The sequence below is a fragment of the Blautia parvula genome (assembly GCF_020215665.1).
Classification (GTDB): Bacteria; Bacillota; Clostridia; order Lachnospirales; family Lachnospiraceae; genus Blautia; species Blautia celeris.
Genome location: NZ_CP084061.1, coordinates 2375782 through 2391160, shown reverse-complemented (window position 1 = coordinate 2391160; position 15379 = coordinate 2375782). Strand labels below are relative to the sequence as shown.

The 15379-nt window shown below is 49.4% G+C and carries 14 protein-coding genes; 13 read left to right on the top strand and 1 reads right to left on the bottom strand.

Annotated elements, in window-relative coordinates; translation table 11 throughout:
* The first annotated feature begins 181 nt into the window (after positions 1 to 181).
* Positions 182 to 382, top strand: coding sequence for a DUF1858 domain-containing protein (locus LC508_RS11225; protein ID WP_033140994.1), 201 nt, complete (start codon positions 182 to 184; stop codon positions 380 to 382).
* 77 nt (positions 383 to 459) lie between these two features.
* Here LC508_RS11225 and LC508_RS11220 read toward each other — a convergent pair whose 3' ends face one another.
* Positions 460 to 1203 carry an adaptor protein MecA gene (locus tag LC508_RS11220; RefSeq protein WP_054351883.1) on the bottom strand — a complete coding sequence of 248 codons (744 nt, stop codon included), beginning with the start codon at positions 1201 to 1203 and terminating at the stop codon, positions 460 to 462.
* A 381-nt stretch (positions 1204 to 1584) separates the two neighbouring features.
* Here LC508_RS11220 and LC508_RS11215 point away from each other — a divergent pair, with 381 nt between their 5' ends.
* The 12 genes from LC508_RS11215 to LC508_RS11160 all read left to right on the top strand — a co-directional run bounded on the left by LC508_RS11215 (position 1585) and on the right by LC508_RS11160 (position 15291).
* The gene (locus tag LC508_RS11215; RefSeq protein ID WP_225305366.1) at positions 1585 to 1923 is read left to right on the top strand and encodes a hypothetical protein; all 339 of its coding nucleotides are present in this window, start codon (positions 1585 to 1587) and stop codon (positions 1921 to 1923) included.
* Between the two features lie 223 nt (positions 1924 to 2146).
* On the top strand, positions 2147 to 3865 hold the full coding sequence (locus tag LC508_RS11210) for a glycosyl hydrolase family 18 protein (RefSeq protein ID WP_054351884.1): 1719 nt from the start codon (positions 2147 to 2149) through the stop codon (positions 3863 to 3865).
* 15 nt (positions 3866 to 3880) lie between these two features.
* Positions 3881 to 4675, top strand: coding sequence for a hypothetical protein (locus tag LC508_RS11205; protein ID WP_225305365.1), 795 nt, complete (start codon positions 3881 to 3883; stop codon positions 4673 to 4675).
* Positions 4676 to 4820: 145 nt separating this feature from the next.
* Positions 4821 to 7031 carry a bifunctional diguanylate cyclase/phosphodiesterase gene (locus LC508_RS11200; protein ID WP_103731496.1) on the top strand — a complete coding sequence of 737 codons (2211 nt, stop codon included), beginning with the start codon at positions 4821 to 4823 and terminating at the stop codon, positions 7029 to 7031.
* 63 nt (positions 7032 to 7094) lie between these two features.
* Entirely contained in the window at positions 7095 to 7790 is a 696-nt protein-coding gene (locus LC508_RS11195; protein WP_033141014.1) for an N-acetylmuramoyl-L-alanine amidase, read from the top strand.
* Positions 7791 to 7886: 96 nt separating this feature from the next.
* Entirely contained in the window at positions 7887 to 8936 is a 1050-nt protein-coding gene (locus LC508_RS11190) for an L-threonylcarbamoyladenylate synthase (protein ID WP_103731497.1), read from the top strand.
* A 104-nt stretch (positions 8937 to 9040) separates the two neighbouring features.
* Complete coding sequence (rpiB, locus tag LC508_RS11185) at positions 9041 to 9469, top strand: ribose 5-phosphate isomerase B (RefSeq protein WP_033140989.1); 429 nt, start codon at positions 9041 to 9043, stop codon at positions 9467 to 9469.
* A gap of 19 nt (positions 9470 to 9488) precedes the next feature.
* Positions 9489 to 10118, top strand: coding sequence for a uracil phosphoribosyltransferase (gene upp / locus LC508_RS11180; RefSeq protein ID WP_033140988.1), 630 nt, complete (start codon positions 9489 to 9491; stop codon positions 10116 to 10118).
* Positions 10119 to 10144: 26 nt separating this feature from the next.
* A complete protein-coding gene (locus tag LC508_RS11175) occupies positions 10145 to 10630 on the top strand; it encodes a deoxycytidylate deaminase (RefSeq protein WP_033140987.1) in 486 nt (161 codons plus the stop codon).
* 44 nt (positions 10631 to 10674) lie between these two features.
* A complete protein-coding gene (gene proS, locus LC508_RS11170; RefSeq protein WP_033140986.1) occupies positions 10675 to 12114 on the top strand; it encodes a proline--tRNA ligase in 1440 nt (479 codons plus the stop codon).
* Position 12115: 1 nt separating this feature from the next.
* The gene (locus tag LC508_RS11165; protein WP_103731498.1) at positions 12116 to 13453 is read left to right on the top strand and encodes a CCA tRNA nucleotidyltransferase; all 1338 of its coding nucleotides are present in this window, start codon (positions 12116 to 12118) and stop codon (positions 13451 to 13453) included.
* An 863-nt stretch (positions 13454 to 14316) separates the two neighbouring features.
* Positions 14317 to 15291: a CotS family spore coat protein gene (locus LC508_RS11160; protein WP_033143653.1), complete on the top strand. Its 975-nt coding sequence runs from the start codon at positions 14317 to 14319 to the stop codon at positions 15289 to 15291.
* The last annotated feature ends 88 nt before the right edge of the window (positions 15292 to 15379 follow it).

The window sequence follows — 15379 nt, the reverse complement described above, 5'->3', positions numbered from 1 at the left end:
TTCGATGGTATAAGATTCAGCTCTTACGCATATTCTAATATATTTGGTATTAGAATACAAGTCTTTATTTCTAAACAATCCGTGAATTTCGAGAAGAAAAAGAAAACCGGAGAAAAACAGTTGAATATAGGAGAAAAAGAGTTTATAATAATACACAGTACGAAAAAAGGAGGAAACTATCATGACAATTTCCAAAGATATGACAATCGGCGAATTACTCCGTGTGGATGAAAATATTGTTCCGATTCTGATGAGAGCCGGTATGCACTGCATCGGCTGTCCTTCCGCTCAGGGTGAAAGCCTGGAAGAAGCTGCCATGGTTCATGGAATTGACGCAGATGTTCTGACTGCTCAGATCAACGATTTCCTGGCAGATAAATAATGAAAAGTGAAAAGCCCCGGCGGTCTCCACAAAGAAGTGGAGGTCCGCCGGGGCTTTTTACTTTTACCAGCATCCGGTTATAGGGCTGCTAATTTCTGTAGTGCTTTATCCGCAATGATGCGTTCGCTGTGCTCCTGGAGATAGGCTTCCCCTGCCTGTGAGAAGGCACTGCCTTTTCCGTACTCGGAGAGCATGTTGCAGACTTTATTGAAATCGGATGGAGTATTTTCGGACTGGTGGATCACCAGCTCATATTCCCCTGTTGCACTGTCTTTGTACAGGGAGTTTACGCCCTGGAAGAAGTTGTTCAGGCCGCGGGCTGCACGGATCACGCCGTCCAGGTCCTGAAAACGGTACTGCCGTATGAGACGGACAGGTACTTCCGGTGTCTCAGATGGTGCCGGGGTTTTTACTCCTTTTTTCTTGGCTGCATTTTTTGCTTTTGCCTCGTAGATTTTCTGGAATACATCGATGATATCATCGGCTCCCTCAAATTCTAAAGGAGGCTGGGCATTGTCTCCTGCAGGTCCGCCGAAAGGTGTGAACTTGGAAAAACGTGTGTCCAGTTCCTCCGGGTCTTCCACCTTGGTGATGATCAGGATAATGCTGTCGGCAGAAACCGGGATTGCCTCGATCATCAGCGGTATATTGTCGGCCTCAAAACCGAATTCATAGTTTGCCTGCTGCATCATATCACGGAACAGGTCTTTGGCCTTTTCCGTACCATAAGCCAGTTCACTTAAACGAATCTGACGGTCTTCCAAATCAGCCTTTGTGAGCGTGCAACGTATCTGGTTGTCGTTGATTTTTTCTATCTTCATTTTATCACATCCTGTCTATCTGTCGGTTCTGCCGTCTGGCAAAACAAAGATGCTGGTATCTCATTTATATTATATACTATGAAACGCCGGTATGTAAAGCGCTTCATACTTTTTTCATATATGTGGAAAAAATAAAAAATATGATAAAAAAGGGAAATAATTACATAAAACAGCTTGCTAAGACAAATTCATGTATGATATAATGATTTTCACAGACAAAGAAGGAGTGCTGTAAAATATTTTACAGAGGGGAGTGATGATATCCCGTAGGCCTTCGTCAATGACAATATTCTAAGTTTTCATTTCAGGCGGCGTCTGACCGCAGGCAGAGAGTACATTCTGTACGATTTGCATGATCCCATGTGACAGAACACTAAGACCATGGATTTATTTTTATTATGGGGATTACAGCGCCTTTCTTTATCTGTAATACTGGAACCGCGTTTCAAGAAGAAAGGAGAGGACAGAGGTATAATATATCACGAACTTTTGTCCACAGCAAACATGAAGAAAGACAAGGAAACCAGAGCGCTCCGATGTGAGCTGGAGACTTACCGGCGTCAGGGGATTCCCCTTTTACTAAACGGAAGCCCCAGCACGCCGGAAGAGATTGAACAGGCATGCAGTATCGCAGAGGAAGGTGTCTATATGCGCGACTATGTGCAGAACGAAAGAGGGGAGGTGGAAAGACTGCAGTTTGATTTCGTGAAAAATGAGTAAGCCATAGATGTAACCCTGTAATATTTGCGTTCCCGGTATGTATAACAGGGGGCCGGAACAGGGAAAAACCCTGGGAGTTTCAGGGCTTTTCCCCAATCCGGCTGTTAAGTTTTCCCGAATTTCCTACTATTAAAAAAATATAAATTGTCGAAGAAAGTAATGACGAACGGAAAAAGTATGTTATAATGGTGGAGAAATGCGAGAAAAAATAAGGAGTTTAATTATGAGTCAAAAGAAGAGAAGGCGGAGGAGAAGAAGGAACAGCAATGCCGTTATGGTGCTGGTAGTCATCCTTCTGATCGTTGTGGTTGCAGCTGTGGGAGTGCTGACTGCCGCGATCAAGAGACATACACCTTCCGATACGAGAATGGATCTGAACACTTACTATGGATTGGAGAAAGAGGATGACGTGGCCCTGGTGCTCCAGAATACAGTGAGTGATACGAAGGGCAAATGGATGGACGGAAGGGTCTATCTGGATTATGAAACAGTGTCAAATGTGCTGGGAGGGCGTTTTTACTGGGAAGCGGACAGCAGCCAGATGCTCTACACCACACCAAAGGAGATTCTTGCCATAGCACCGGAGAGCACGTCTTATACGGTGAATGGTGAAAATAAAGATGAAGGTTATAAAATCATCCGCCAGACAGATGATAAAATTTATCTGGCCCTTGATTTTATTCAGAAATATATGGAGATCACCAGTACGGTGACCGAAAGTCCAAACAAAGCGGTGATCCGCTATCAGTGGGGCAGTGAAAAGATCGTAAAAGCAAAGAACGATACCGTGATCCGTTACCGCGGCGGCATCAAGAGTGATATTCTGACGGATGTGGCAAAGGGAACGGAGCTGACGCTTATAGAAGAGCTGGACAACTGGTCCCAGGTAGCAACTTCTGACGGCTTCAACGGCTATGTGTCCAAGGAGGAACTCACAGCCCCTGAGGAGAAGAAGGCAGAATATGACGGCAGCTATAAAGAGGAGTTTACCAGCCTGACAAGAGACCACAAGATCAATCTGGCATGGCACCAGGTTACATCAGAGGATGCCAATGCAGGACTTGCCCAGACACTGGAGAGCATTAAGGGAATCAATGTGATCTCACCTACCTGGTTTTCCGTTACCGGGGCAGAGGGAACCATCTCCTCCCTTGCCAGTGCGGATTACGTGAACCTGGCCCATGAAAAGGGGCTGGAGGTCTGGGGACTGATCGACAATTTCAATAAAGATGTGAGCACTCTGGACACGCTGTCTAACCGCACATCCAGGGAACATCTCATTCAGAAACTCATAGAAGAGGCAGTAAGGGTAGGGCTGGACGGCATTAATGTGGATTTTGAGGCACTGACGCAGGAGGAGGCGCCCCATTTTATCCAGTTTATACGCGAACTGTCCATATCCTGCCGGAAAAATAACCTGGTGTTGTCTGTAGACAATCCGGTTCCGCAGTTTACCTCCTTTTATAATAGGAAGGAACAGGGAATCGTGGCGGATTATGTCATTATCATGGGATATGATGAACACACAGACGGAACAGAGGAAGCAGGTTCTGTCGCCTCCCTGCCTTTTGTGGAGGAGGGAATCCAGCAGACCTTAAAGGAAGTTCCGAAGAATAAGGTGATCAACGGAGTTCCCTTCTATACAAGGCTTTGGTTTACTGACAATGCCGGCACTGTAACGAGTGAGATCATGGGTATGGACCAGGCAAGTAAAATTGTGACAGAGATGGGCATGGAAATGTACTGGAACAAGGATGTTTCGCAGAACTATGCGGAGCTGTCAACAGACAATGGTTTATATCAGATGTGGCTGGAGGATGAGCAGTCACTGGATGCCAAGATGCAGCTTGTACAGAAGTATGAGCTGGGAGGCGTGGCAGAATGGAAACTGGGATTTGAGAGGGCTGACGTGTGGAATACCATCAGCCAGTACCTGCAGTAAAAACAGCAGGATGTGATGCAGAAAGGAACAGGTGGAGTAATGGGAGAACATGAAATATTTAAAACCACGATCATGGGGGGATTTGATAAGGAGGACGTATTAGAACAGGTGCAGCGAATGAAGGATGAAGCTGCTGCTGAACAGTTGAGACTGAAAAAGCTCATCTCAGAAAAGGATGCCAAGATCGCAGAGCTTATGAAGCGCATTGAGTTAAAGGACGCGCACCAGGAGCGACTGGAGATGGAGATCCACGAGAAATACCAGAAGTATATTGACAATTATGAAAGCATCGGAAAACTGGTCTTTGACGCTCAGTTAAAGTCAGATGCTATGATCAAAGATGCTGAGGAGAAATGCAACACCATGATCTCCGAGGCGGAGGCAGAGGCAAAACAGCGGGTGGAGGCTGTACAGTCTGAGATCGATGACAAGCTTCGGGAAGGCAAGAAAAAATACATAGCTGTCCAGGATGAGATGAATGAGATCGTTCAGCTCATCAACCAGGCGCAGAAGCGTTTCATGGCTTCCTATAAAGAGGTGCACCAGATCATCAGCACAATGCCCACTTCACTCAATGACATTGAGGAAGAACCGGAAGTGGAACTTCCCCAGCCGGTGGAGGATGCGGAGGAGCTGCACCTGGGAGACACCCAGGAGCTGGACCTTTTAGATGCTCTGGATGATATTGCGGAGCTGGAAGAGTTTGAGGAGGAGGAAGACGAAGACTCCAAACTTGCCATGCAGATATCCAGGCTGCTGAGTGAGGAAGACGAAGCCCTTCTTGAGGAAGAACTGGAAAACGAAAAATAAGATTCATTGCCCCGGGAGGATAAAGTCCCGGGGTTTTTTGAATTTATTTCAAATATGTGGTAAAATACACTTGTATCTCTCCCTGCTGCCATTTACAATGATAAGATAGCAGAGGGATAAAGGGTTTCGTGTAGGAGAGGGCGTTATGGAGCACAGGGAATTGTGGCAGCTGGCAGCAATGGATTCTTTGACAGGGGTATCCAGCCGAAGGGAAGGCAAGGACAGGCTGGAACTGATCGTCAAGAGAGCCAAAAAAGAGAAGAAAATGCTGACAGTGGCAATGTTTGATATTGACAGTCTGAACTGGATCAACAATCGTTATGGAGACGGGGAAGGTGACAGGGTGCTTCAGTTTGTCACATCTGCTTCCAGACGCTGTCTGTGTCCGGAGGATGTGATTTTCCGTCTGAGCAGTGATGAGTTCATCGTGGCATTTTACGGGGAAGAGCTGATCTGCGCGGATAAGCGCATACAGAAGATTTTGGAAATACTGGAGAGAGAGCGGGAAGATTACGGACTGGAGTGCCAGCCGTCTTTTTCTTATGGAGCAGTGGAAGTCTATCCTGAGGACTGCTTTACAGTTTCCGATATCATAGCCAAAACGGATGAATTGATGTATATGCAGAAGCGTAATTATCATATTATGCGGGCAAAGAACAGATTAAAATACAATGATTCGGAAGCGGAATCAAAGGATGAATTTCAATATAACCAGGCTCGTCTGTATGACGCGCTGACAGAGAGTACAGATGACTACATATTTATAGGCAATATGAAGACCGGCGTGTTTCGTTATCCTCCGGCCATGGTGCAGGAATTTGGCCTGCCGGGTGAGGTGGTGGAGAACGCGGCAGCCTGCTGGATCGGCCTGATTCACCCCCATGATGAGGCACATTTCCTTGAGAGTAATCAGGAGATCGCGGACGGACGTATAGAGGAACACAACATTGAATACAGAGCTAAGAATACGGAGGGAGAATGGATCTGGCTGAGGTGCAGAGGCAAGCTGATCCGCGACCAGTACGGGAAACCGGATATGTTTGCCGGCATAATCACGAATCTGGGCAAAGAAAAGCAGATTGACCATATGACAGGCCTGTATAACCGGTTTGAATTTGAGGGCAGTATCAAGAAATACCTTATGGACGGCAGCCAGATCACCCGAATCGGGATCATGATCCTGGATATGGATGCCTTTAAGAATGTAAATGACCTGTATGACCGGATGTTCGGGGATGAGATCCTGCGGATAACGGCAGGAAATATAAGTGCTATGCTCCCTGATAATGCCAGGCTTTACCGCCTTGACGGGGATGAGTTCGGAATTATCCTTACCAACGGTACCGAAGAGGACGCGCAGGAGATCTTTTCAAAGATCCAGAATAAGTATACACGCCAGCAGGAGTACAGCGGAAAGAAATATTACTGTACCATATCAGGGGGCTACGCGGTCTGCCCTGAGAATGCGGACAATTACCTGGACCTCTTAAAGTGCGCGAACTATGCATTGGAGCGCTCCAAGGTCAGGGGCAAGAACCGGATGACGATTTATTCTCCGGAGATTCCCCTGGAGAAGGAGAAAAAACTGGAAATGGTGCAGATGCTCAGAGAGAGTATAGAGCGGGGCTTTGCCGGATTCTCTGTCTGCTACCAGCCTCAGGTGGATGCAAAGACAGGCAGGCTTTACGGAGCCGAGGCGCTGGCCCGCTGGCACTGCAGCAAATACGGGGATGTGTCACCCGGTGAGTTCATACCTCTTTTGGAGCAGAACGGTTTGATCGTTCCTATGGGCATGTGGATCCTGCGCAAGGCCGCCGCCCAGTGCAGACAGTGGTGTGAACAGAAACCTGATTTCAACATGAGTGTGAATCTGTCCTATCAGCAGTTCCTGGAAGGGGATCTGACGTCCTTTGTGAGGGACACCCTGGACGAAATAAAACTCAGTCCCGCAAATCTTACACTGGAGCTGACAGAGTCCTATTTTGTCAAGGAGGATGCCATAGTCAGGGAGACACTGGAGAGCTTTCGGGAAATGGGTGTCCGGGTGGCAATGGATGACTTTGGCGTGGGGTATTCTTCCCTCTTTATGCTAAAGTATATACCTGCAGATATTGTGAAGATAGACAGAGGATTTGTCAAGGGAATCACCACGGATCTGTTCAACGCCACATTTATCCGTTCCATCACAGAACTGTGCAATGATGTGGGGAAACAGGTCTGCCTGGAGGGTGTGGAGACAGAAGAGGAATACGGAAGAGTGAGCAGCATGGGCCTGCGGCTCATACAGGGCTTCTATTTCGGACGGCCGGTTCCGGCAGAACAGTTTTTTGAAAAACTGCAGCCGGGCAGAAATTAAAAGATTAGGAAAGTCCCTCAAAGCATATACTTTAACGAATAGGCTTTGAGGGATTTTTTTGTGATGAAGAAAAGACGTGTTGTGGAACTGGGAATGGCTGTTCTTCTGCTTGCCTCTGCATTTCTGCTCTCCAGGGAAGGGGCGCGGCTGGTGAGCAAGGAAGCGGAAGGAAAGAAAGGCGTCATCGTTGTGGATGCCGGACACGGGGGTATGGATCCCGGAGTGGTGGGCATAAAGAAACTGGAGGAAAAGGAGATCAACCTGAAAATATCGAAAAAGCTCCAGAAGCTTCTGGAAAAAGAAGGGTATCAGGTGATCATGACCAGATCTGAGGACGGCGGCCTTTACGACGCGGACAGCAGAAACAAGAAGGTACAGGATATGCAGAAGCGGTGCGAGCTTATCAGGGAAAAGAAGCCCCTGCTCACTGTGAGCATCCATCAGAACAGTTATCCTGACGAGGCGGTCTGCGGCCCCCAGGTTTTTTATTTCACTCACTCAGCAGAGGGCGGGAAACTGGCAAAATGCATTCAGGATGCCATGAACAGCCAGCTTGATGTGAGCAGACCGAGAGTGGAGAAGGCCAATTCCACCTATTATCTGTTGAAACGCAGCGAGGGGATCTTAAATATTGTGGAATGCGGATTTTTAAGCAATACAAAAGAGGCGGGCCTTCTGGAGACAGATGAATACCAGGATAAGGTGGCAGAAGCGGTCCGGGACGGTATTCTTACATATCTGGGAGACGCGGAGTCCTGAATTTCTCACCGGCTGTAAAAAAATTGTGGAAAAACCATAGAGACAATGGTATTATGGTTATGTATGTAAAGAACAGACAGGAAGAAGAGAGAAAACGTGAAGACCATAATATTGGCAGTAGACAGGGAACACCCCGATGAATCTGTGATCAGGCAGGCGGGAGAGATCCTGAAAAACGGCGGCCTGGTTGCGTTTCCCACAGAGACCGTTTACGGGCTGGGCGGAGACGGGCTGAATGCAGAATCTTCTGAGAAAATATATGCGGCAAAAGGCAGGCCCTCAGACAATCCGCTGATCATCCATATTGCGGATATGGAGAGCCTGGACCGGATTGTCAGTGAGATTCCGGAAAAAGCCAGAAAGATGGCTGAAAAGTTCTGGCCCGGCCCTCTGACCATGATTTTCAAAAAAAGCGATGCGGTGCCTTATGAGACTACAGGCGGCCTTGACAGCGTAGCGGTGCGGATGCCCTCCCACCCGGTAGCGCTGTCGCTGATTCGTCTCGGCGGAGGATATATTGCGGCACCCAGTGCCAACACATCCGGGCGTCCAAGCCCCACCAGGGCTGCCCATGTGGCTGAAGATCTGACCGGAAAAGTGGATATGATCCTGGACGGCGGAGATGTGGGAATCGGGCTGGAGTCCACAATTGTGGACTTTACAGAGGAGATACCCGTAATCCTGCGCCCCGGATATATCAGCCAGAAGATGGCTGAGGAGGTGATCGGCCCGGTGCGGATGGACAAGGGTCTTTTGATCACGGATGAAAAGGTAAAGCCAAAGGCCCCGGGAATGAAGTACCGTCACTACGCCCCCAATGCCGGCTTGACCATTGTGGAAGGCAGCACGGAGCAGGTTATTAAAACCATCAATGAAAAAAGCCGTGAACTGCAGGCTCAGGGAAAACGTGTGGGAGTCATCGGCACGGATGAGACTGTGGGCGCCTATGAGGCCCAGGTCATAAAGAGTATCGGAACACGGCAGGATGAGGAGACCATTGCGAGACATCTGTTCGGGCTTTTGAGAGAGTTTGATGAGGAGCAGGTAGATCATATTTTTTCAGAGTCCTTTGATACGCCCAGAATGGGACAGGCCATTATGAACCGGCTTCTCAAGGCGGCAGGGCATCATCTGATACATGTTTAACAGGCCTGCGGGCGGTGGGCAGACATATGCCGGACAAGCCGTTTCCGTGTGCAGGCACATAAACTGCAGAGCGATAAAAAATGAAAATACAGGAGGAAATTTAAATGTTAGCATTAGGCTGTGACCATGGCGGATTTGAGCTGAAACAGGAGATCATCGGATATCTGGAGGAACACAAGATTCCATACAAGGACTTCGGATGTGACAGCAACAAGTCAGTGGACTATCCCGTCTACGCGAGAAAAGTCGGGAAGGCCATTCAGAGCGGAGAGTGTGACAAGGGGATCTTGATCTGCGGCACAGGCATCGGCATTTCCATAGCGGCAAATAAGATGAAAGGAATCCGTGCGGCGCTGTGCACAGACTGCTTCTGCGCTGAGGCCACCAGACAGCACAACAATGCCAATGTACTGGCTCTTGGCGGCCGCGTGGTAGGACCGGGGCTGGCTGTAAAGATTGTGGATACCTTTTTGAATACAGAGTTTTCCGGTGAGGAGAGACATCAGAGAAGAATCGACCTGATCGAAGAATAGAAGACAAAGGAGAAAACAAATGGGTAAAATACAGGTAATGGAGCATCCGCTCATTCAGCACAAAATCGGCATCATCCGCCGTACAGAGACAAGTTCAAAGGAATTTCGGGAGCTGGTAAGTGAGATCGCCATGTTCATGGCATACGAAGCCACCAGAGGCCTGAAGTTAAGAGATATTGAGATAGATACACCGATCACAAAGACAACGGTCAAAGAACTGGCAGGCAAGAAACTGGCAGTAGTTCCCATTCTCCGTGCCGGACTGGGCATGGTGGAAGGTATGCTCACCATGATTCCCGCTGCCAAGGTGGGCCATATTGGTCTGTACCGTGACCCGGAGACCCTGAAACCGGTGGAATACTACTGCAAACTGCCGGCTGACTGTGAAGAGCGTGAAGTTTTCGTCACAGATCCCATGCTTGCCACCGGCGGCTCCGCTGAGGCAGCCATCACTATGCTGAAGGAAAAAGGCGTGAAAAATATCCACTTCATGTGTGTGATCGCAGCGCCGGAAGGTGTGAAGGCTTTAAGCGAAGCACACCCGGATGTGGACATCTATATCGGTGCCCTGGATGAACATTTGAATGACCACGGCTATATTGTGCCGGGTCTTGGTGACGCCGGAGACCGTATTTTCGGGACAAAATAACAGGTGTTTTTCGGGAGGTTTTGAAAATGACAGGTAAGAGAAATGACTATATTTCCTGGGATGAGTATTTTATGGGGGTTGCAAAGCTTTCGGGAATGCGTTCCAAGGACCCGAGTTCCCAGGTGGGAGCCTGTATAGTAAGCCCGGACAACAAGATTCTGTCTATGGGCTATAATGGCTTCCCGAAAGGATGCTCAGACGATGTGTTTCCCTGGGCAAGGGAAGGGGAGGAGCTGGACACAAAATATCTCTATGTGACCCACAGTGAGCTGAACGCCATCCTAAACTACAGGGGCGGTTCACTGGAGGGAGCAAAGCTCTATGTATCTCTGTTTCCCTGCAATGAATGTGCCAAGGCCATTATCCAGGCAGGAATCAAGACCATTGTCTATGACAGTGATAAATACGCGGATACTCCGTCTGTCCAGGCTTCCAAACGAATGCTTGACGCAGCGGGAGTCCGTTATTATAAATATAATCACACAGGCAGAAACATCAGCTTTGACGTGTAGCTGTCTGTACAAAAATAAACAGTAGAAGGAGACAAAACATTACTATGGCAAAAGACAAGAAAATGGTAGAGGCCATTACTTCCATGGAGGAAGATTTTGCGCAGTGGTATACCGATGTAGTAAAAAAAGCAGAGCTGGTTGACTATACCAGTGTAAAAGGATGTATGGTGATCAAACCGGCAGGTTATGCGATCTGGGAGAATATCCAGCACGAGCTGGACAGACGTTTTAAAGAGACAGGTGTGGAGAATGTATATCTTCCCATGTTCATCCCGGAAAGCCTGCTCCAGAAAGAAAAGGACCATGTGGAAGGATTCGCGCCGGAGGTTGCCTGGGTGACACACGGCGGTCTGGAACCGCTCCAGGAGAGACTCTGCGTCCGCCCAACCTCTGAGACACTTTTCTGTGACCTGTACGCAAGAGACATCCAGTCCCACAGGGATCTGCCGAAAGTATACAACCAGTGGTGTTCTGTGGTACGCTGGGAGAAGACAACACGTCCATTCCTCCGTTCCAGGGAGTTCTTATGGCAGGAGGGCCACACCGCCCATGCCACTGCAGAGGAAGCAGAGGAGAGAACCGTTCAGATGCTGAACCTGTATGCGGATTTCTGTGAGCAGGTGCTGGCGATCCCGGTGATCAAAGGCCGCAAGACAGACAAGGAAAAATTCGCAGGCGCGGAGGCTACTTATACCATTGAGTCCCTCATGCACGACGGAAAAGCACTGCAGTCAGGCACCAGCCACAACTTTGGCGATGGATTTGCCAGGGCATTTGACATTCAGTATACAGACAAGGACAACACATTAAAATATGTACACCAGACATCCTGGGGCATGACCACTCGTATGATCGGCGCCATCATTATGGTGCACGGCGACAACAGCGGCCTTGTGCTTCCCCCGAGGATCGCTCCAGTTCAGGCAGTGGTGATCCCCATCCAGCAGAGAAAAGAGGGTGTTCTGGAAAAGGCACGTGAGCTTTCCGACGCACTGAAGGCTGCCGGAATCCGTGTGAAAGTGGATGAGACAGACAAGAGCCCGGGATTCAAATTCGCAGAGCAGGAGATGCGCGGCATTCCGGTCCGCATCGAGTGCGGTCCAAAAGACATTGAGGCCAACCAGGCAGTCATTGTCCGCAGAGACACCAGAGAGAAGACAGTGGTATCCCTTGATGCTCTGGCAGAGAAGACAGCGGAAATTCTGGAAATCATGCAGAGTGATATGCTGGAGCGTGCCAGAACACACCGTGATGCACACACATATGTGGCAACTGATTATGAAGAGTTCAAACAGACTGTCAACGAGAAACCGGGATTTATCAAGGCCATGTGGTGCGGCTGCCAGGAATGTGAGGACAAGATCAAAGAGGACGTCCAGGCAACATCCCGCTGCATACCTTTTGAGCAGGAAAACTTATCAGACAAATGCGTTTGCTGCGGCAAACCGGCTAAGAAGATGGTCTACTGGGGGCGTGCGTACTAGAATGAAAATAGAAGTTCCTAAGAGAGTAAAAGAGATAATAGAAACCTTGCAGGAACATGGATATGATGCTTATGCGGTAGGAGGCTGTGTTCGTGACAGCCTCCTCCATTCATCTCCGGCGGACTGGGACATTACCACATCAGCAAAACCCATGGAGGTCAAATCGCTGTTTCGCCGCACTGTGGACACAGGGCTTGTGCACGGCACTGTGACCGTGATGCTTGGCAGGGAAGGCTTTGAAGTGACCACATACCGTATTGACGGGGAATATGAAGACAGCCGCCATCCAAAAGAGGTGGTCTTCACAGGTGAACTGCGGGAAGACCTCCGCCGCCGGGATTTTACCATCAACGCCATGGCCTATAATGACAGGGAGGGGCTTGTGGATGCCTTCGGGGGTATCCGGGATCTGGAACAGGGGATCATCCGCTGTGTAGGCGACCCATATGAGCGTTTTACAGAGGATGCCCTGCGCATTCTGCGTGCCGTCCGATTTGCGGCGCAGCTTGGATTCTCCATAGAGGAGCGGACAAAAAAGGCCGCACAGGAGCTTGCCCCCACACTGGCAAAGATCAGTGCGGAGCGCATTGCCACGGAGCTGACAAAGCTTCTCGTATCGAAAAATCCACATCTGCTGAAAACAGCCTGGGAAGCAGGTATCACAAAGGTGGTCCTTCCGGAGTTTGATGCCATGATGGAAACACCGCAGAATACGCCGCATCACTGTCTGAGTGTGGGGGAACACACGCTGAAAAGCCTGGAATATGTGGATGCGGATAAGATCCTGCGTTTCATCATGCTCCTTCACGACACCGGAAAACCGGCTTCCAGGACTACGGATGATAACGGCAGGGACCATTTTAAAGGGCATAGTACGGGAAGTGAGAAGACTGCAAGGAATGTTCTGAGAAGGCTGAAGCTGGACAATGATACCATTCAAAAGGTGACAAAGTTGGTTTACTGGCATGATTACCGTCCGGAACCCAATGCAAAAGCTGTCCGCAGGGCACTGAATAAGGTAGGGGAGGATCTGTTTCCTCTGCTGCTGAAGGTGCAGTATGCGGATACTATGGCGCAGAGTGAGTACCGCAGGGAGGAAAAGCTGGAGCGGATACGGAAGGTGGAGGAGATTTACCGGGGAGTGCTGGAGAGAAAGGAATGTGTTTCGGTGAAGACGCTGGCTGTCAATGGAAGGGATCTGATAGAGGCGGGGATGAAGCCGGGGCCGGAAATTGGGGGGATGCTTAATAGGCTGCTGGAAGAGGTGCTGGAGGAGCCGGAGATTAATGAGAAGGGGAGGCTGATGGGGATTGTTGAGAGGGAGTTGGGGAGAGGATAAGCAAGGCAAGGGAGTGGCTTTTGCGGACGCCCGAACAGCCGGTGCGGCGTGAGGGCAGGGGAGGCGGGGATACAGCCTGGCTCCTGGCTCCGTTCCCCTCAGCTAACTTGCTCCCATTTACTAAATTCATCGGCAAGGGCCTCTTCATTAAGTAACTGGGGCAAGTGGATCTTCGGCTCTCTTCGCTGGACACTCGCCAGCCTGTATCCCCGCCTCCCCTGCCCTCACACCACACCGGCTGTTCGGGCTGACAGTGAAGACCGGATAGTTGTGAGGGAAAAGTCCTCACCGTGAGGAGTTTTTAGGTGAGGGAAGGTGTTGGAATCGGGAGATGCGTTGGGATAGCGGAAGTGATTTTTTGGAGCTGTATATTGTTATAGAAACAATTCGTATAGGGGAAAAGTAAAAAACCGTTGATACTGCGAGTAATGATCGTAGTGTCAACGGTTTTTGGTTATGGGTGAGCTTATGGGTGAGCTATTTTCATCCGCAGTCATTAAAAGAGCGGATAAGGAGACCGACAACCGCAGTGCTCATATCAACAGGCAAGCCGAAAGCCAACCGCAGCACTCCTATAATCAGACAGCAGGCGGGGAGGGCGGGCGGGGGGAAGGCAGGGAGGCGAGTGTTTTGCGGAGAGAGCCGAAGATCCACTTGCCCCAGTTGATTAATGAGGAAGCCATTGCTGACGAATTTAGCAACTGGGAGCAAGTTAGCTGAGGGGAACGGAGCCAGGAGCCGCCCTGCCTTCCCCCCGCCCGCCCTCCCCGCCTGCTGTCGTCCGCCTGCATATATTTTCGCCTTCTACGTTTCTAATCTCCTGCATAAAATAGAGAGGACACAAAGTAAAGGGGGACAAGGAAGTGTATGATAGGGGTCTCAGCGTACTGGAGCAATACGGACTGGAAGCAAAATCCACATACCGCGGAAGAGGTGCACTCATCTGCGACACCCAGGCCGGTCTGGTTCAAATCCGTGAATATAACGGCTCACCGAGAAAGCTTGGTTATCAGGCTAAGCTTCTGGAGATTGTAAGCACCCGGAATCAGATCAGCGTGGATTCACTCCTTCCTAACCAGGAAGGCGCATACGTCTCAGCCGACAAAGACAACATACCCTATGTGGTAAAGCGGTGGTACGAAGGAAGAGAATGTGACACCCAGTCTATGAAAGACATTAAACGCAGCGTAACAGCCCTGGCGAGTCTACATAAAACAATGAAAATGCCGGTCCAGACGCACTATGTCAAGGAACCGCTTCTCATGGAATATGAAAGGAAAAACAGGGAGCTGCGGAAGATCCGTAAATTTGTCTGCCAGAAACGGCGGAAAAATGATTTTGAGCTCAGGTATCTGGACAGCATTGCCTGTTATCTGTGGCATGCGGAGGAGGCCCAGAGGAGGCTTAACTGCTCTGACTATGAGGATCTGCGGTGCCGGTCCCTGGAGACAGGGGATGTGTGCCACGGGGAATACAACCAGCACAATGTGCTGATGCTTGCCCAGAATACGGCTGTCATCAACTTTGACCGGTGGCACTATGATGTCCAGATGGAGGATCTCTACCAGTTCATGCGCAAAATATTGGAAAAGCATAACTGGGACCTGGAGATGGGGCGGCAGATGCTTCTGGCCTATCATGAGGAGAAGCCTATGAATGTGCAGGAGTTAGAGAACCTGCGCATCCGTTTTGCCTATCCGGAGAAATTCTGGAAGCTGGCAAACTACTACTATTCCCACAGCAAAGCATGGATTTCCGAGAAAAACCTAGAAAAACTGGAGAAACTCATAGCCCAGCATGATAATTGGATGAACTTTGTCGAAAATATTTCGGTATAAAGTTTCTGAAAACCCCTGTGCAATGTTTGAATTTTCATCGGTGATAGTGTATAATGTATTCCATAGTTACTGTCCGCAGCGCTCAATA

Coding starts and splice junctions, on each gene's coding strand:
- rpiB (WP_033140989.1), top strand. CDS start 9,041: ATGTTAGCATTAGGCTGTGACCATGGCGGATTTGAGCTGAAACAGGAG.
- LC508_RS11195 (WP_033141014.1), top strand. CDS start 7,095: ATGAAGAAAAGACGTGTTGTGGAACTGGGAATGGCTGTTCTTCTGCTT.
- LC508_RS11165 (WP_103731498.1), top strand. CDS start 12,116: ATGAAAATAGAAGTTCCTAAGAGAGTAAAAGAGATAATAGAAACCTTG.
- LC508_RS11175 (WP_033140987.1), top strand. CDS start 10,145: ATGACAGGTAAGAGAAATGACTATATTTCCTGGGATGAGTATTTTATG.
- LC508_RS11210 (WP_054351884.1), top strand. CDS start 2,147: ATGAGTCAAAAGAAGAGAAGGCGGAGGAGAAGAAGGAACAGCAATGCC.
- LC508_RS11225 (WP_033140994.1), top strand. CDS start 182: ATGACAATTTCCAAAGATATGACAATCGGCGAATTACTCCGTGTGGAT.
- LC508_RS11215 (WP_225305366.1), top strand. CDS start 1,585: ATGGATTTATTTTTATTATGGGGATTACAGCGCCTTTCTTTATCTGTA.
- proS (WP_033140986.1), top strand. CDS start 10,675: ATGGCAAAAGACAAGAAAATGGTAGAGGCCATTACTTCCATGGAGGAA.
- LC508_RS11220 (WP_054351883.1), bottom strand. CDS start 1,203: ATGAAGATAGAAAAAATCAACGACAACCAGATACGTTGCACGCTCACA.
- LC508_RS11200 (WP_103731496.1), top strand. CDS start 4,821: ATGGAGCACAGGGAATTGTGGCAGCTGGCAGCAATGGATTCTTTGACA.
- LC508_RS11205 (WP_225305365.1), top strand. CDS start 3,881: ATGCAGAAAGGAACAGGTGGAGTAATGGGAGAACATGAAATATTTAAA.
- upp (WP_033140988.1), top strand. CDS start 9,489: ATGGGTAAAATACAGGTAATGGAGCATCCGCTCATTCAGCACAAAATC.